The organism is Pseudomonas sp. Soil_N_39 (genome assembly GCF_057655955.1).
The window spans coordinates 165,797-182,948 of sequence record NZ_JBDGLI010000004.1 but is presented as its reverse complement, the minus strand read 5'-3'; the positions used below and the strand labels follow the sequence as shown (position 1 = coordinate 182,948).

Annotated in this window: 15 protein-coding genes; 9 read left to right on the top strand and 6 right to left on the bottom strand. The window is 61.6% G+C overall.

The window, feature by feature from the left end; all coding sequences use genetic code 11:
* The first annotated feature begins 311 nt into the window (after positions 1-311).
* The 4 genes from AC3A5O_RS08020 to AC3A5O_RS08005 all read left to right on the top strand — a co-directional run bounded on the left by AC3A5O_RS08020 (position 312) and on the right by AC3A5O_RS08005 (position 4,319).
* On the top strand, positions 312-992 hold the full coding sequence (locus AC3A5O_RS08020) for an SOS response-associated peptidase family protein (protein WP_487753080.1): 681 nt from the start codon (positions 312-314) through the stop codon (positions 990-992).
* A gap of 108 nt (positions 993-1,100) precedes the next feature.
* A complete protein-coding gene (locus AC3A5O_RS08015) occupies positions 1,101-1,481 on the top strand; it encodes a RidA family protein (protein WP_079301342.1) in 381 nt (126 codons plus the stop codon).
* A gap of 518 nt (positions 1,482-1,999) precedes the next feature.
* The gene (locus tag AC3A5O_RS08010; RefSeq protein WP_305467592.1) at positions 2,000-2,335 is read left to right on the top strand and encodes a DUF6124 family protein; all 336 of its coding nucleotides are present in this window, start codon (positions 2,000-2,002) and stop codon (positions 2,333-2,335) included.
* Positions 2,336-2,555: 220 nt separating this feature from the next.
* Positions 2,556-4,319: an L-lactate permease gene (locus AC3A5O_RS08005; protein ID WP_122566215.1), complete on the top strand. Its 1,764-nt coding sequence runs from the start codon at positions 2,556-2,558 to the stop codon at positions 4,317-4,319.
* 162 nt (positions 4,320-4,481) lie between these two features.
* Here the strand turns inward: AC3A5O_RS08005 and AC3A5O_RS08000 are convergent, their stop codons facing one another.
* Positions 4,482-4,817 carry a hypothetical protein gene (locus AC3A5O_RS08000; protein ID WP_122566214.1) on the bottom strand — a complete coding sequence of 112 codons (336 nt, stop codon included), beginning with the start codon at positions 4,815-4,817 and terminating at the stop codon, positions 4,482-4,484.
* Between the two features lie 247 nt (positions 4,818-5,064).
* On the opposite strand from AC3A5O_RS08000, the gene AC3A5O_RS07995 reads away from it, so the two are divergent.
* Positions 5,065-5,721 (top strand): polysaccharide lyase family 7 protein, encoded by a 657-nt coding sequence (locus AC3A5O_RS07995; RefSeq protein ID WP_305467593.1) that lies wholly within the window; start codon positions 5,065-5,067, stop codon positions 5,719-5,721.
* Between the two features lie 18 nt (positions 5,722-5,739).
* On the opposite strand, the gene AC3A5O_RS07990 is transcribed toward AC3A5O_RS07995, so the two are convergent.
* From AC3A5O_RS07990 to AC3A5O_RS07980, 3 genes are all read right to left on the bottom strand, one after another.
* A complete protein-coding gene (locus tag AC3A5O_RS07990) occupies positions 5,740-6,972 on the bottom strand; it encodes a nucleoside permease (RefSeq protein WP_305467594.1) in 1,233 nt (410 codons plus the stop codon).
* 197 nt (positions 6,973-7,169) lie between these two features.
* Entirely contained in the window at positions 7,170-8,186 is a 1,017-nt protein-coding gene (locus tag AC3A5O_RS07985; protein ID WP_439653612.1) for a sugar phosphate isomerase/epimerase family protein, read from the bottom strand.
* Positions 8,187-8,245: 59 nt separating this feature from the next.
* On the bottom strand, positions 8,246-9,421 hold the full coding sequence (locus AC3A5O_RS07980) for a Gfo/Idh/MocA family protein (RefSeq protein ID WP_305467597.1): 1,176 nt from the start codon (positions 9,419-9,421) through the stop codon (positions 8,246-8,248).
* 166 nt (positions 9,422-9,587) lie between these two features.
* On the opposite strand from AC3A5O_RS07980, the gene AC3A5O_RS07975 reads away from it, so the two are divergent.
* The 4 genes from AC3A5O_RS07975 to AC3A5O_RS07960 all read left to right on the top strand — a co-directional run bounded on the left by AC3A5O_RS07975 (position 9,588) and on the right by AC3A5O_RS07960 (position 14,267).
* Positions 9,588-10,592: a LacI family DNA-binding transcriptional regulator gene (locus tag AC3A5O_RS07975; protein WP_305467598.1), complete on the top strand. Its 1,005-nt coding sequence runs from the start codon at positions 9,588-9,590 to the stop codon at positions 10,590-10,592.
* A 227-nt stretch (positions 10,593-10,819) separates the two neighbouring features.
* Positions 10,820-11,770, top strand: coding sequence for a TAXI family TRAP transporter solute-binding subunit (locus AC3A5O_RS07970; protein WP_305467600.1), 951 nt, complete (start codon positions 10,820-10,822; stop codon positions 11,768-11,770).
* A gap of 80 nt (positions 11,771-11,850) precedes the next feature.
* A complete protein-coding gene (locus tag AC3A5O_RS07965) occupies positions 11,851-13,878 on the top strand; it encodes a TRAP transporter permease (RefSeq protein WP_305467601.1) in 2,028 nt (675 codons plus the stop codon).
* Positions 13,875-14,267, top strand: coding sequence for a DUF1850 domain-containing protein (locus AC3A5O_RS07960; protein WP_122566206.1), 393 nt, complete (start codon positions 13,875-13,877; stop codon positions 14,265-14,267). The genes AC3A5O_RS07965 and AC3A5O_RS07960 overlap by 4 nt, the downstream gene beginning before the upstream one ends.
* Before the next feature lie 170 nt (positions 14,268-14,437).
* Here AC3A5O_RS07960 and AC3A5O_RS07955 read toward each other — a convergent pair whose 3' ends face one another.
* Complete coding sequence (locus tag AC3A5O_RS07955; protein ID WP_487753079.1) at positions 14,438-15,529, bottom strand: SMP-30/gluconolactonase/LRE family protein; 1,092 nt, start codon at positions 15,527-15,529, stop codon at positions 14,438-14,440.
* Positions 15,530-15,625: 96 nt separating this feature from the next.
* Positions 15,626-16,750, bottom strand: a complete 1,125-nt coding sequence (locus AC3A5O_RS07950; protein WP_487753078.1) for a sensor histidine kinase — start codon at positions 16,748-16,750, stop codon at positions 15,626-15,628.
* Positions 16,751-17,152 lie beyond the last annotated feature (402 nt).

The following is a 17,152-nucleotide window of genomic DNA, read 5'->3' as shown; positions in this document are numbered from 1 at the left end:
CAGTCAACCTCCCCCGCAAGCTGATACACCGCCATCGCGAGCAAGCTCGCTCCCACAAGGGTTCGGCGGTGTAGCTGAAAATCCCGCCCACCACAAATCTCTGTGGGAGCGAGCTTGCTCGCGATAGCGGTAGTGCATCCACCCCAATGGCCCGCTCGTCTCCCCGCCACGAGGATTTTCGAACCAAGCGTTTCGCCACGGTTCGGACCTACATGACACCGCTGAAAGCCACGCTGACGCGCTTCGACGTCACGGCTTGAACAGCGGGTAGATCAAGGCTTCTTTGCGCTTCACTGCCGGGAGTTTTCGTTATGTGTGACGGTCTTGTTCAACACGGTTCTTCAAAAGACTCCCTGGCGTATTTCGCCCAACGAGACACGCCCGGCAGCCGTTTCGGTACAAGCGTGACGCCCCTGGAGCTGTGCGTGACAACGCCGCCCAAGACCCAGGAGCAGCACAGCCTGATCAAGCCAAACATGCAGGTCAGTGCCATTCGCCGTCGCGGCGGGCACTTGGAGTGCATCAAGGTTCGCTGGGGCTGGTCGCCGATCTGGTCGGTGGGAACGATGCCGCCACTGACGCATCTGCCCTTGCATCTGGTCATGCGCTCCAAAGTCTTCGATCCCATCAAGCACGAAGGCCGCGTACTGGTCGCCGTGGAGGGCTGGTATGAGGCGCAAGCGTCCTCCTCGCCCTCCCAGGCGCAACGCCTCACCTACACCACCGCCCGGCAGTCGACCCCGATCTTCCTGGCCGCCCTGGCCCAGGCCAGCGAGACGCCGTTTGGCTGTGACGGCCTGGCTCTGATCACGTACGGCGACATCGCCAACCAGCAACAGCGGGTGCTGGCCTTCAGCGCCGAAGAGGCACTCGACTGGCTGGCGCCCGAGCTCGGATGGGAGCAGGCACAACAACTGGCCGCCCGCCTGAACGGCGCGCCACCGCCCCTTGAACCGACGATGACAACCCAACGTCCGGCCCAAGGGCTTTGATGCTGGGAACAGCGGACTGGAAGCGCACGGCCAAAGGAATGCAGGAACAGCGCAGCAAGGGACGGTAAACTGCGGCGGTCTTTTTACTTTTCCTGCATGAGGCTTTGCATGAGCAACCCAGACATCACGTTTATTCCAGATCCAGATGCCGATTCCATTTCCTCCGACGTCGCCGGTTTCGGCGGCCTGCTGGTCTCCACGCAAATCCCCACCCACGCCGATGGCAGCCTGGAGCTGGGCGACATCACGTTGCAGAGCGAATGCACGCTGCAAGCCCTCAAGACCGCCCTGGAGGGCGCCGGCAGTTCCATGGACCGGGTCCTGCACCTGACCATCTACCTGACCGACATGGCCGATCGCGCCGCGTTCAACGAAGTCTACAAACGCTTCTTCGCCAAGCCCTGGCCGGTTCGTGCAGCGGTGGGCGTGGCCGCGCTGGCGGTCGAGGGAATGAAAGTGGAAGTGACGGCGATGGCGGCGAAGGGCTGAACGGGGGCGCTGCTCTGTTGGCCTGAGTAAGCGCTTTTGTGGCGAGGGAGCTTGCTCCCGCTGGACTGCGAAGCAGGCCCAGGTTTTTTGCTCAATGCAGAAATTTTGGGGCCGCTTCGCGACCCAGCGGGAGCAAGCTCCCTCGCCACAAGGGGGATTGTGTTTATTCAAATGACTGTGTTTATCCCGGTGTAGGAGCGTTCAGGATCGGGCTACGTTGTCTTGCGCCATTCCCTACAACTGCGCCAGAATCCGCCGGCTTGTGCGCCTGGGGGCCGGGCTCTATCGTTTCCGGGTCGCTGACGAATCAGCGATCGGGTTTGGTAGCCCGGTTTCCTGGCGCACGTGCAATCCTGATGCAAGGGACTTCTACGTCCTCTGTTTTATGGTGGTCATGCGCAGGGCGTTCTCGGACGCGCCGGGTTGCCAGGTAACCGGTCTACCAACCTTCGTATGGCCACCACCCTTCGTTTGGTAGCGAGAGTGATGGCTCCAATTTCTTATCTGGAGTTTCATCTATGTTCAAACCAACACCCAACCCACCGGACACCGATCCAGCCAACTCAAAAGCATTCGACAAAGCCGCCGACCGCATCCTCGATCACTACCTCAAGCCCAAACCCAACAAACCCGAGGCCGATCCGGGCCAACTGTTCACCGTCGCCCATGGCGTCGATACCGAAACCCTGCTCGCCAACCTCAGCGAAAACCTGGCCTCGGCCAATGCCATGGTCAATGACCTGGCCTTCGACCTGGAAGGTCCCAGGCGTCACATTGCCTTGGGCATCCAGCAACTGATCGAACTGAGCGCAATGCTGGCGAACCGCGCGCTGGACAACGTCGAAGCACGCTAGCCCTCATCACAAAAAACCTGTGGGAGCGAGCTTGCTCGCGATAGCGGTGGGTCAGTTGCCGATAATGCTGACTGACCCACCGCTATCGCGAGCAAGCTCGCTCCCACACTTGGTTACCAGGGCCATAAGGTCCCAATCCCCTTCCCCAATCCCCGCCTATACTTCTCTGCCAATCCCCCTGGGGGCCTGCACTTCCAACAATAAAAAGCAGAGGTGGAACATGGTCTGGCAACAAGTCTACGATCCCTTCGGTAATGCGGTGCTGTCGACGCTCCTGGCGGCGGTTCCGGTGGTGGTGATGCTGGCGTCCCTCGCCTTCTTTCATGTCAAAGCGCACCTGGCGGCGTTGTACGCCCTGGCCTCGGCGTTGCTCATTGCGATTTTCGCCTTCGGCATGCCGGCCGACATGGCCGGTTCTGCGGCTTTGTATGGCGCGGCCAATGGGTTGCTGCCCATCGGCTGGATCGTGCTCAACATCATTTTCCTGCACCGGCTGACCACCGAGAACGGTTCGTTCAAGGTCCTGCAGGACTCCCTCGCCCGCATCACCGACGACCGGCGCCTGCAATTGCTGCTGATCGCGTTTTGCTTCGGCGCATTCTTCGAGGGCGCGGCGGGCTTCGGCACGCCGGTGGCGGTGACCGGGGCGATCCTGATCGGGCTGGGCTTCTCGCCCCTGGCCGCCTCGGGCCTGGCGCTGATCGCCAACACCGCGCCCGTGGCCTTCGGCGCCCTGGGTACACCCATCATCACCCTGGCCAAAGTCACCGGGCTGGATGAAATGGAGCTGTCGATGATGGTCGGTCGGCAGTTGCCGTTTTTCTCGGTGCTGGTGCCGTTCTGGTTGATTTGGGCCTTCGCCGGGTGGCGCAAGATGCTGGAGGTCTGGCCGGCGATCCTGGTGGCCGGCGTCAGCTTCGCCATCCCGCAGTTCCTGGTGTCCAACTACCACGGGCCGATGCTGGTGGACGTCATCGCCGCGCTGATTTCCATGGCCTGCCTCACCGGTTTCCTCAAGGTCTGGAAACCGGCCACGGTGCATACGTCGGCGGCGTTGACGGGTCGGCACGATGACTCGAAGATCGAGGCGAGCGAGCAACAACAACCGGTCACCACCGGCGCTTTCGGCAGCGACAACCGCCCCGCCGTGCTACGGGCCTGGATGCCATGGATCATCCTCACGGTATTCGTATTCGCCTGGGGCACCCAGGGCTTCAAGAATCTGTTCGACACCCGTCCGGCGCTGGACCCACAAACTCAATCGGCCAAGCTTGACCCCCAAGGCAAGCCAATGCGCGAGGCCAATCCGATCTTCTCGCCCTTGGTGACCTTCGGCACCATCCACCAGCAGATCGAAAAAGTCCCGCCCGTGGTACCCCAACCTAAAACCGAGGAAGCGGTCTACAAATTCAACTGGTTCACCGCCACCGGTAGCGGCATCTTCCTGGCGGCGATTCTCGGTGGCTTGCTGATGGGCTATTCCATCCCGCAATTGGTGCGCCACTACCTGCGAACGCTGTGGGTGGTCCGCTACTCGCTGATCACCATCGTGGCGATGTTGGCTTTGGGATTTCTCACGCGATATTCAGGCCTGGACGCGACCATGGGCCTGGCCTTCGCCGCCACGGGCATTTTCTATCCGATGTTCGGCACCCTGCTGGGCTGGCTCGGCGTGGCGCTGACCGGCTCGGATACGGCCTCCAACGTGTTGTTCGGTGGGTTGCAACGGGTGACGGCGGAACAGTTGGGCATCAGCCCGGTGTTGATGGCCGCGGCCAACAGCTCCGGCGGCGTCATGGGCAAGATGGTCGACGCCCAGTCGATCGTGGTCGCCTCCACCGCGACCCGTTGGTACGGTCACGAAGGCGAAATCCTGCGCTACGTGTTTTTCCACTCGGTGGTGCTGGCGATTCTGGTGGGCGGGCTGGTGACGTTGCAGGCGTATGTGGCGCCGTTCACGCATATGGTGGTGGGAGGACAGTAATCGAGGGTCAGGCATGATCGGGGCTGTTGTGGCGAGGGAGCTTGCTCCCGCTGGGCTGCGAAGCGGCCCCTTTTGCGATCGCTGCGCGATCGAGCGGGAGCAAGCTCCCTCGCCACAGACAAGCGCCTTTACAACCGGCAGGCTTGCCTTTCAAGCAGGGTGTTACTGAACGTTTTTCAGCTTGACCACATCACCGGACACCGAGGTGGTGTAGCCGGTCAGGACCCAGGCCCAGAACCAGTTTTCCTGGACTTGGGTGTTGATCATGGCGTCGCCGCCCTTGGCCTTGATCGCGGCGGTCTGGGCGCGCACGAAACGGTTGTTCTGCTGGATCGGGATCAGGCCGAACAGCAGCAGGCCGGTGGCCTTGGCTTCACTGTGGCCGACAACAGTGTATTGGGTGCTGTCGTATTGCTGGGTTTTCATCGGGGTGCCGGTGCAACCCGCCAGGGCCAGACCAAACAGGGCGCAGGCAACAACTTTGCTGATGTGATTCATTTGAAGCTCCATAGGAAGACGCCCGGGATCCGTCTCTCGGGCGGCGCGTACTCTAACCGATCAGCAATAAATTGACACACCATAATCCGCCCGATTCAGTGCCTCAAAGGCTCATCGCAGAGCCATCCGTCAGGTGCACCTCCAGCGAAACAGCCCCTCGTCGATAACATGAAAACTGCGCCACGGAAGGCAGTTCTTGTCTTGACGGCCGCTAGGTAACGGCCGGTCCCGTTGGAGGGTTTTTATCATGATTGACCTGACTGTCTGGAACATTACCCTGCCCGTGCAAACGCCGGCGCAGGTCGTGGCGACCAAAGCCATGCCGGCCCTGAAAAACAAGTATTTCGACAATAACGGCCAGCGGATCGTCTTCTGGGCGCCGGTCACCGGCTCCCATACCGGCAAAAGCGAATACCCGCGCTCCGAGCTGCGGGAAACCAGTAAAGACGGCAAGCTGCGCAACTGGCGCTACAACAGCGGCACCAACACCCTCAAGGGCACCCTGGCGGTGAACCAGGTCCCTTCCGAAGGCCGCGTGGTGGTGGCGCAGATCCACGCCAAGGACGCCCCCACGCCTTTGTTGAAGCTGGTGTACCGCTACGCCAAGGGCACCGGCAATATCGACGTGGAATACCGGGTCAAACCCAAGGACAAAAAGAGCCCGGTGATCTACACCGTGCCAAACGTGCCGCTGAACAAGGCCTTCTCCTACTCGCTGCAAATGGACAAGCAAGGCAAGCTCTCGGTGCTGATCGGCAGCACGGGCAAACAGGTGAAGCTGGACCCGTCCTGGTACGGCTATAACTTCTACTTCAAGGCCGGCGTCTACACGCTGGATAACAAGGGGTATTCCAACGAAGGCGGAAAAGTGACCTACACCAAACTGGACGTCAGCCACAAATGACTGACGCCCGGCGCTGCTTCAGGCCTTTGACGGCGCAACGAGCGCCTGCTGGCCACGGAAGGTAAACAGGAAGCAGACCAATACCAGCAACGCGAAACCGGCCGGGAACAACCAGATGCTCTGCCAGTCATGACCGCCAGCCACGACAAAGTGATCGGTCACCTGCCCCGCCACCCAGAAGCCGATCAGCATCCCCACGCCATAGGTCGCCAGGGTAATCAGGCCCTGGGCCGAACTGCGAAAGCGCTCCGGTGCCTTGGCATCGGTGTAGATCTGCCCCGAGACAAAAAAGAAGTCGTAGCAGATACCGTGCAAGGCGATGCCAGTGAACAGCATGAACGCCAGGTCGCCGTTATTGCCGTAGGCGAACAGCAGGTAGCGCAAGGCCCACGCCGCCATACCCACCAACAGTGCCAGCTTGATGCCGAAGCGCTGGATGAACAGCGGCAACAGCAGCATGAACAACACTTCCGAGACCTGCCCGATGGCCATCTTCGCCGTTGGGTTGGTCATCCCGGTTTCGGCCAGGAACGGGTTGGCATTCTGGTAATAGAACGCCAGGGGAATGCAGATCAGGATCGAGGCGATGAAGAACACCAGGTAGCTGCGATCCTTCAGGAGCCCCAACGCGTCCAGCCCCAGCAGTTGCTTGACGCCGCCCGTGCCGGCCTGTTCCTTGAGCGGTGCCGTGGCCGGTAGCGTGAAGCTGTAGAGCCCCAGGACCAGGGACGCGATGCCCGCCATCAGGAACGTATTGCGCAAGCCGCCTGCCGCGATCGCTTCGCGCGAATCCCAAGCGAACACGAAGCTGATCACCACGCCGGCGACGATCCAGCCGATGGTGCCCCACACCCGGATGCGGGAGAACTCCAGCGCCGGGTCGCGCATCTGCCGGAACGCCACGGAATTGACCAGCGCCAGCGTCGGCATGTAAACCACCATGTACACCAGCACGTACGGGTAGAACACGCTGAAATCCGCCGCCGAATACAGCTGATACAGCAACACCGCACCCAGCAGGTGCAGCACCGCCAGGATCCGTTCGGCGTTGAAGAAGCGATCGGCGATCAGGCCGATGACGAACGGCGCAATGATCGCCCCCCACGATTGTGTGGAGAACGCCATGCCGATCTGCCCACCGCTGGCGCCCAGGGTGCTGGACAGAAAGGTGCCGAGGGTGACGAACCAGCCACCCCAGATAAAGAATTGCAAGAACATCATCACGCTGAGGCGTGCGTTCATCGTGGTCATGACAGTCACCGTTTTATTGTTGTTCTTGTGAAAAAAAGCCGCACCGCTTTTGTTACAAAGGGACCTCAACTGTGGGAGCAAGGCTTGCCCGCGATGGCCGCGCCGCCGTCTCACAGTTGAACCGCGTATTCGTTCATCGCGGGCAAGCCTTGCTCCCACAATGAGTTTCCTCGCCACAGGGGTTTGCTTTGCGCCAGCTACCTCAACAAACCCAACAACCGCCGGTTGGAGTCCTCATCCGCCGTAACGCTGGCGAAATCATCGAACGCCTTGCCGGTCTTGCTGATCATGTGCCGCTGGATGAACGCCGCGCCTTCTGCCGCGCCCTGTTGCGAATCCTTCAGGCAACATTCCCATTCCAGGACCGCCCACCCGCTGAAATCGTATTGAGTCAGCTTGCTGAAGATCGATTTGAAATCGATCTGGCCATCGCCCAACGAACGGAACCGCCCAGGGCGATCGACCCAGCCCTGGTAGCCGCCGTACACCCCGGAACGGGCATCGGGGCGGAATTCGGCGTCCTTGACGTGGAACATGCGGATGCGTTCGTGGTAACGGTCGATGAAGCCCAGGTAGTCCATCTGTTGCAGCAGCAGATGGCTGGGGTCGTAGAGAATCGCCGCCCGAGGGTGATGATCGACCGCCTCCAGGAAACGCTCGAAGGAGGCGCCGTCGTGGAGGTCTTCGCCGGGGTGGATTTCGTAGCACAGGTCCACGCCGGCCGCATCGAAGCAGTCGAGAATCGGCAACCAGCGCCGCGCCAGTTCGGCGAAACCCTGTTCCACCAGGCCCGTCGGGCGCTGCGGCCAGGGGTAGAAATACGGCCACAGCAGCGCGCCGGAAAACGTCGCATGGGCCTTCAGCCCCAGCCGCTGGCTGGCGCGGGCGGCCAGCTTGAGTTGCTCGACCGCCCACTCGGTCCGCGCCTGGGGCTGGCCGCGCAGATGGGCCGGGGCGAAGTCGTCGAACAGCGCGGCGAACGCCGGGTGCACCGCCACCAACTGGCCTTGCAGGTGCGTCGATAGTTCGCTGATTTCGACACCGGCCTGGGCACAGGTGGCCTTGAGCTCATCGCAATAAGCCTGGCTCTCGGCGGCCCGGGCCAGGTCGATGTATTGGGTGCCAGATGTTGGCAGTTGAATGGCCTTGTAGCCTAGTGAAGCGGCCCATTGGGCGATGTTGGCTAGAGTGTCGAACGGGGCTTCGGCGGACATGAACTGCGCCAGGAAAATGCCCGGGCCGCGCAGGCCGCTCGGTGTTTTATTGGAGGTATTCACAACAAGGATGCTCCGGTTTGCACGGCGGTCCATTTCGCGTCGCCACGGTGGTTGAGGATGGCGGCCTCGATGAACGCCATGCCCCGCAAGCCGGTTTCGATGCCGGGTACGCCTGGGGCGTCAGGGCCTTCGATATGGCTGCGAATGGCCTGGGCGAAATCGCCGTAGAGGTTGGCCATGGCTTCCAGATAACCTTCGGGATGCCCGGCCGGCAGGCGCATGCGCCGCGTGGCCGCCTCGCACAGCCACGGCTGGCCGACACCGCTACGCAGGATGTGCAGGGGTTGATCGAAGGCGCGATGGATCAGGCTCGCCGGTTCTTCCTGGCGCCACTCCAAGGCACCCTTGTCGCCGTAGACGCGAATCTTCAGCGGGTTCTCTTCGCCGGTGCAGACCTGGCTTGCGATCAACACACCGCTGGCGCCACCCGCCATCTTGAACAGCATCGCCGCATCGTCATCCAATTGCCGGCCCGGGACGTGGGTGCCCAATGTGGCGCAGAGCTGCTGGATCGGTTGGTCCGCGACGAACTCGGCCAGGGAAAACGCATGGGTGCCAATGTCGCCAATGCAACCGCCCAACCCGGACTGCCCCGGGTCGTCGCGCCATTCGGCCTGTTTATTGCCTTGGGCCGCGACATCCTGGCTGAGCCAGCCTTGGGGGTACTCGACCAGCACTTTGCGCACCTGACCGATCACGCCCGAACGCACCATGTCCCGGGCCTGCCACACCATGGGATAGCCCAGGTAGGTGTGAGCCAGGCCGTAGAGGCAACGGCTGCCTTGCAGCACCTCCCGCAAGGCCAGCAACTCGTTGAGGTCCAGTGCGGCGGGTTTCTCGCTGAACACATGGAAACCGGCTTTCAAGGCCTGGCTGGCGATGGGTGCATGAAGATGATTGGGGGTGACGATCACCAGCAGTTCCATGCGCTGGTCGAGCGGCAGCAGCGCTTCGGTGTCGAGCATCTGCTGCCAGTCGTGGTAGCAACGGGACGCTGGCAGACCCAGGGCCGCGCCGGTCTGCCGATTGTTGTGGGCGTCGCGGCTGAACGCACCGCACACCAGTTCGAAACCGCCGTCCAGGCCCGCGGCCTGACGGTGGGCCTGGCCGATGAACGCGCCCTCTCCACCGCCGACGAAGCCCATTCTTATTTTCGGTGCTACAGGATTCATCGCGATTCTCTTCCTGTCAGAATGATGATGTAACCGGTTACATCATGGCGGAAATCTAGGCTCAGTTTTCCCGCGTGTCAAACCCAAAGGGTTCACACGCAATATTTGTGAGGCGCTCAACCTGCGGTAAGCTCCCCCACCGTAACCCCTGTCCCCTGAGGTGATTTTGTCCAACATTCGTGAAGTGGCCCGGCTGGCGGGTGTTTCGGTGGCCACGGTGTCCAGAACGCTGAAATCGCCCGAGCGGGTGCTTCCCGAGACGCGGGACAAGGTCAACGCGGCAGTGGAACAGGCCGGCTATCGGCCCAACCTGATGGCGGTGCAGTTTCGCTCCCGCCGCACTGGCAACCTGGTGATCCTGGTGCCGGCCATTGCCAACACGTTTTTCGCCCGGGTCATCAGTGGCGCGCAGCAGGCCGCGCAGGCAGCAGGTTATCGATTGCTGCTGTGCGACACCCAGGGCCGGGCGCAGATCGAGCGGGAATTCGCCGCCCTGGTCTACGCCCACCAGGCCGACGGGGTGATCCAGTTGCGCGCCAGCGATCCTTTCGAATCGATGCCCACGGGCGCCGAAAGCCTGCCGCTGGTCAACGCCTGCGAAGTGGTCAAAGGTGCCCCCTACCCGACCATCAGCCTCGACAACCGGGCCGCCGCCCAAGCCATGACCGAGCACCTGATCGGCCTCGGCCACCGCCGCATCGGCATCATCAAGGGGCCGCGCAGCAGCCCCCTGACCCTGGACCGCGTGGCCGGCTACCAGGATGCCCTGCGCCAGGCTGGCATCGCCGTCGACCCCAGCCTGATCTGCCATGGCGACTTCACCTTGAAGGCCGGTGACGACGGCGCCGGCGCGATGCTGGAGTTGGCCGACCGTCCCAGCGCGCTGTTCTGTGAAAACGACGAAATGGCCATCGGCGCGCTCAGGCGCATCAAGCAAATGGGCCTGCGGGTGCCCGAGGATATTTCCCTGGTGGGTTTTGACGACATCCCGTTCGCCGCCTACTGCGACCCACCCCTGACCACCATTTCACAGCCTGCCGAAACGTTTGGTCAAAAAGCGGTGGAGATGCTGATCGCCCTGATCGAGAAGAAGCCGATTGCCGAACGCCATGTAGTGTTGCCGTTTGGGTTGACGGTGCGTGGCAGTACGGCCCCTAGAGCCAGACAGTGAATGGAACCCGGAGCTTGCTCCCGCTGGGGCGCGAAGCGGTCCCGAATGAAGCTGATTGAATCAAACAGACATACCGGGCTGCCTGGTTTCAGGGCTGCTGCGCAGCCCAGCGGGAGCAAGCTCCCTTGCCACAAAAAGCCTTTACGGCCGCTCGACTCGCCATCACCCGCGTTTGAACTACAGTGGAAGGACTCTGCATAAAGCCATAACAAGACGGAGAGTTCCCCATGCGAGTCAACCAGCGCTTCACCCTCCTGGCCGCCGCGGCAGCCTTGGCGGTTACGACTGCGGCCCAAGCAGGCCCGGTGTACATCAACATCCTGACGGGAGGCACCAGCGGCGTTTATTACCCGATCGGGGTCGGGCTTTCACAGATCTACAGCACCGGCATCCAGGACGCCAAGACCTCGGTACAAGCCACCAAGGCCTCGGTGGAAAACCTCAATCTACTGCAAGCCGGGCGTGGGGAGCTGGCCCTGGCCTTGGGCGACTCGGTGGCGGATGCCAAGAACGGCGTGGAAGACGCCGGTTTCAAGGCGCCATTGACCAAGTTGCGCGCCATCGCTGGCGCTTATCCCAATTACATCCAGATCGTCGCCAGCCAGGAGTCCGGCATCAAGACATTGGCCGACCTCAAAGGCAAGACCGTTTCCGTCGGCGCGGCAAAATCCGGCACCGAGCTCAATGCCCGGGCAATCTTCAAGGCTGCGGGGCTGACCTACCAGGACATGAAGGTCCAGTACCTGCCATTCGCCGAGTCGGTGGACCTGATCAAGAACCGCCAACTGGACGCCACGCTTCAATCCTCGGGCCTGGGAATGGCGGCCATTCGTGACCTGGCCTCGACCATGGCGCTGAGCTACGTAGCGGTGCCCACCGATGTGGTGGAGAAAATCGGTAACCCGGCCTACCAGAGCGCAATAATTCCGGCCAATACCTACGACGGCCAGACCGACGCCGTACCCACGGTAGCCATCACCAACATCCTGGTCACCCGCGAAGATGTCCCGGATGAGGTGGCGTACCAGATGACCAAGCTGCTGTTTGAGAACCTCACTCGCCTGGGCACCTCCCATTCAGCGGCCAAGGACATCAGCCTGAAAAACGCCGCGAAAAACCTGCCGATCGCACTCCACCCCGGTGCCGAGCGCTACTACAAGGAAGTGGGCGCGCTGTAACCCCTACCCATCAACGGCGCATGGCGCCGTTGATGGGTCGTGTTTTCGCCCCTTGAATGTGAACAGAAGGCAGGCACCTCATGAGTGAAGACCCGCACGGTATCGCCACGAACCCGCGAGACTGGCCCAAGACATTGTTCTACGTGGCTTTGCTGTTTTCAGTGTTTCAGATCGTCACCGCCGCGTTTTCGCCGGTCTCCAGCATCGTGCTGCGGGCGGTGCATGTCGGCTTCCTGCTGTGGGTGGTATTCCTCAGCTACCCGGCCTATGGCAAGCAGCGTCCCTGGCAACCCTTGGCCTGGGTCTTGAGCCTGGGGGGCGTGGCGACGGCGCTCTATCAATGGGTGTTCGAAGCCGACCTGATCCAGCGCTCCGGCGACCTGACCACCGCCGACATGATCATTGGCGTGGTCCTGATCGTGCTGGTCTTCGAAGCCGCGCGACGGGTGATGGGCATCGCGCTGCCGATCATTTGTGGCGTATTCCTGGCCTATGGCCTGTTGGGCGAATACTTGCCGGGCGACTTGGCCCATCGCGGCTATGGCGTCGATCAAATCATCAACCAACTGTCGTTCGGCACCGAAGGGCTGTACGGCACGCCAACCTACGTGTCGGCCACCTATATCTTCTTGTTCATCCTGTTCGGCGCCTTCCTGGAGAAGGCCGGCATGATCAAGCTCTTCACCGATTTCGCCATGGGCCTGTTCGGTCACAAACTGGGCGGGCCGGCGAAAGTGGCCGTGGTGTCATCGGCACTGATGGGCACCATCACCGGCTCGGGCATCGCCAACGTGGTCACCACCGGGCAATTCACCATCCCGCTGATGAAGCGCTTCGGCTACAAGGCGGCGTTTGCCGGCGGTGTGGAAGCCACGTCCAGCATGGGCAGCCAGATCATGCCGCCGGTCATGGGCGCGGTGGCGTTCATCATGGCCGAAACCATCAATGTGCCGTTCGTTGAGATCGCCAAGGCGGCATTGATACCGGCATGCCTGTACTTCGGCTCGGTGTTCTGGATGGTTCACCTGGAGGCCAAGCGCTCCGACCTCAAAGGCCTGCCCAAGGACCAGTGCCCCAGCGCCTGGGGCGCGGTCAAGGAAAGCTGGTACCTGCTGATCCCGCTCGGGGTGTTGGTCTATCTGCTGTTTTCCGGACGCACACCGCTGTTTTCCGGCATGGTGGGCCTGGCGTTGACGGCTATCGTGATTCTCGGCTCAGCGATCATTTTCAAGGTCTCGAACTACGCGTTGCGCTGTGCCTTCTGGATCGCCTTGGGGCTACTGTGCGTCGGTTTTTTCCGGCTGGGCATCGGTGTGGTGTTTGCGGTGATCGGCGTATTGGTGGTGGCCTGCTGGTTCATGCAAGGCACACGGGAAACCCTTGTCATCTGCTTGCATGCCTTGGTGGACGGCGCGCGTCACGCCGTTCCGGTGGGGATCGCCTGCGCCCTGGTGGGCAGCATCATCGCGGTGGTCTCGCTGACCGGCGTGGCCTCCACCTTTGCCGGCTACATCCTCGCCATCGGCCGGGACAACCTGTTGCTGTCGCTGATCCTCACCATGCTCACCTGCCTGGTGTTGGGCATGGGTATCCCGACCATTCCCAACTACATCATCACCAGTTCCATCGCCGCGCCGGCCCTGTTGGAACTGGGCGTGCCGCTGATCGTGTCGCACATGTTCGTGTTCTATTTCGGCATCCTCGCTGACCTGACACCACCGGTGGCACTGGCGTGTTTCGCCGCCGCCCCCATTGCCCGGGAAAGTGGTCTGAAAATCAGTTTCTGGGCGGTGCGCATCGCCCTCGCCGGCTTCGTCATTCCGTTCATGACGGTCTATAACCCGGCCCTGATGCTCCAGGGCGACAACCTGTGGATGACGGCGTATATGCTGGTCAAGACGTTGCTGGCCATCGGGCTCTGGGGGATGGCATCCACCGGATATATGCAACAGAAAATGCCGGTTTGGGAACGCCTGCTGTGCTTTGCCGCCGGCGCGTTGCTGGTGGTTGCCCTGCCCTTGACCGATGAGATTGGCTTCGTGCTGGGTGGGCTGCTGATTGTCCAGCACGTCTGGCGCGCGCGACGCAATGGGCGGGCCTTGGCGTGATCGGCTTGTGCGTGGGCCTGTCCGGCGTGGTCTGGGCCCAGCTTGCGGTTGCCGATTTCACGCTGGCGTGGAACCACACCATCGAGAAGGTCCGCTGGGAGGAGGACTATCGCGTGACCGAACAGGGGCTGGTCCTGGGTGAAGCCAGGGTCAAAGGCAATGGCGCGGGCATGGAGATTCCCGACAATGCCCGGCTGGAGAATGGCAGTTGGCACTATCGGCGCCAGGTGCCGCCCCTGCAACCGCTGAAACTGGCCCGCACGCCCCAGGCTGGCGATTATCAATTGTGTTTCGAAGGTGGTTGTCGGCCGATGAGCCATTGGTTGGGGCCGCCGACGGCGGGCGGGCCGACCGTGGAACTGTGGGGTTGTGAATCACCGAAGAGTTGACGCATCTGTGGCGAGGGGATTTATCCCCGCTGGGCTGCGAAGCGGCCCTAAAACCTGACATCTCGGTGTGTCAGGCTCATGAGGTTGACTGAGCTTAGGGCTGCTTCGCAGCCCAGCGGGGATAAATCCCCTCGCCACAATGGTTAACAACCTGAAGATCAGTTATTCACTCAGGCAAACGTCGCCCCTCGGGTATTCACGAACAGTGAATACAACGAGTGGCTGCCGGCCATGAACAACCGATTGCCTTCCCGGCCGCCGAAGCAGACGTTGGGGCAGCGCTCCGGCAGGGAGATGTGCCCGATGGCCTTGCCTTCGGGGTTGAACACCCGCACGCCGTCGAGCTTTTCCAGGTCGGCCTTGGGGTCGCCATTGCCGCCCCAACCGCACCACAGGTTGCCGCTTTCATCGCACTTGATCCCGTCGATCGCCGCGTAATCCAGGCCCTCGATGTGCTTGCGCCGCTCGCCCAGGGTGCCGTCGTCCTTGACGGCGATGGCCCAGATCAAGCGGTTGGGCTTGGCCCGGCCTTCGACCACATAGAGGGTTTTCTCGTCCGGGGAAAAACACAACCCGTTCGGCCCCGCCAGGTCGTCGATCACCCGGCTGACCTTGCCGGTTTCGCCGTCGATGCGGTACACCGCGTGGGGCTGGACCGGTGTGACTTTGTGCCCTTCGTAGTTGTTGCCGGTCTGGAACGGCGGATCGGTGAACCAGACCGAACCGTCCCGCTTGCAGACGATGTCGTTGGGCGAGTTGAAAGGCTTGCCCTCGAAACTGTCCGCCAGCACGGTGAGCGTGCCGTTGTGCTCGGTGCGGGTAATGCGCCGGCCCTCGCCGGCGGTGGTGGAGCCTTCGCACACCAGTAATCGGCCCTGGCGATCGCGGCACATGCCGTTGGAAAAATTGGAGTTCTCGCGGTACACCGACAGGCCGCCGGTGATTTCATCCCAGCGCACGATGCGGTTGTTGGGAATATCACTGACCAGCAAGTAACGCCCATCACCGACCCATACCGGCCCTTCCGCCCAACGCAGGCCGGTGGCGAGCTTCTCCACGCTGGCGTTGAAGAGGCGCAAGTCCATGAAGCTGGGGTCAAGGATATTGATCAGTGGGTCCGGGTAACGCTGACTCAAGGGCTCGGCCTGGGCGAGCCCGGGCAAGTTACCAAGGGTGGCGGCGGCGGCCGAGACCACCAGGGATTTTTTCAGGAACACCCGGCGGCCCTGATCGGCGGCGGTTGCAGATTGCGAAGCATCCATCGTGCGTCTCCGTTAATTATTATTGGACGGGACGACAGTTTTACTCCGTGATAAGACATCGTACAAGCATATGAAATGGTCCATCCGTACAGTCAATCAGTCCGGGTGCAGCGGTATGCGAACGGTAAAGGTCGTGCCAACTCGCGCCTTCGAATGCACCTCGATGGTGCCCTTATGGGCCAATACGATTGCCGAAGCGATGTGCAGGCCCAGTCCGAGCCCGGCCGTGGAACCGTACTGCGTTTCACGCAGATTTCGGACCATCGGGTTGAAGATGCTGGCAATGGCCTCTTTCTCGATAGGCTTGCCCTGGTTGTTGATCGCAATCACTGCCATATCCTCTTCAGCGCTCAACGAAACGGTAATCGGCGTGCCCTCGGTACCATGCTGGACGGCATTGCCGATCAGGTTGGAGAACACCTGCTCCATGCGTGCCTGGTCAAACAACCCTTCCAAGGGACCGGTGGTTTCAAAGAGGATTCTGTTTTCCGGGTGATAGGCCCGCGCCTCCTCCACCATGCCTTCGCAGGCGGCCACCAGATCGCCGTTGAAGCGCTGCACCGGAATGCCCGAGCCCAGTTGCGTACGGGTGAAATCCAGCAGATCGCCAACGATTTTGTTGGCCCGCTTGACGCTGGTGTAGATGCGCGACGTGATCTTGGTGGCTTTGGCGGGCAGGTCCCCCGCCCGCAGCAGCACCTCTGAACTCAGCAGGATTGCCCCTAAGGGGCTGCGCAGGTCATGCCCGAGAATCCCCAGAAAGATGTTGCGCGACGCATCCACCGCCCCCGAGTAACTGACGACGGACTCGGCCAAGGCCTGGTCCACCGCCTCGTTGAATCGAATCAGATCGTCCATGACCTGCTTGTGATCCAGCTGCGTGTGCGGCATCCAGAGCATGAGCACGCTGGTGCGCAGGGCCCGATATTCGGAAACCATTTGCTCCACGGTAAAACCCGAGGACTGACGGATGACCGCGTGGGTTTCGGCGGCGGTTTCGGCATCAGCCGCCGGCGCCTCCCCGTGGGACTTGGCAATCTGCTCCTTGCGCGTTTGCGAGGTGCACAGGTCAGCGGCGATGGTGCGCAGCATCTGCTCGGCGTGGTCGCGCAGGGCCACGGAATCCATGCCAAGGGACGCGGGGGTGATGGTTTTGGCGAAGTCTTCCCACGCCTGAAGAATCGGCTCGATATTGTCGAGAATGAAATCAGCCAGGCGCATGAGGGGTTCCGCTGGAAGGGTAAGGCTGTAAACGACACAGGGGTCAGATTGTTGTACAGCAAAGCGCTGGGCAATGTGCGGAATGCTGTTCACTTAAGGTGCTTACCATGGTTTTGATTTTCCGTTTCGAGTGGCGTCGTTTTTAGTTGGATTGGTGTGTATATCCGTTTCTGCGGTAACGGCTGCTTAGGGTTCCGCTCTTACAGCGGGTCACTTTTGAAAAGCGCAAAAGTAACCAAAACGCTTTTGCCCCACCACTTGGTGCCTCGCCTAGGCTCGGCATACCCTCACTCCGGCATTGCTCCGTGGGCCCGCCGCGAAGGGCCATCCATGGCCCAGCGCGGCTATCCCGGCATCCATGCCGGGATGCCCACTGCGCAATGCCTGCGTTCGGCCAGCGTG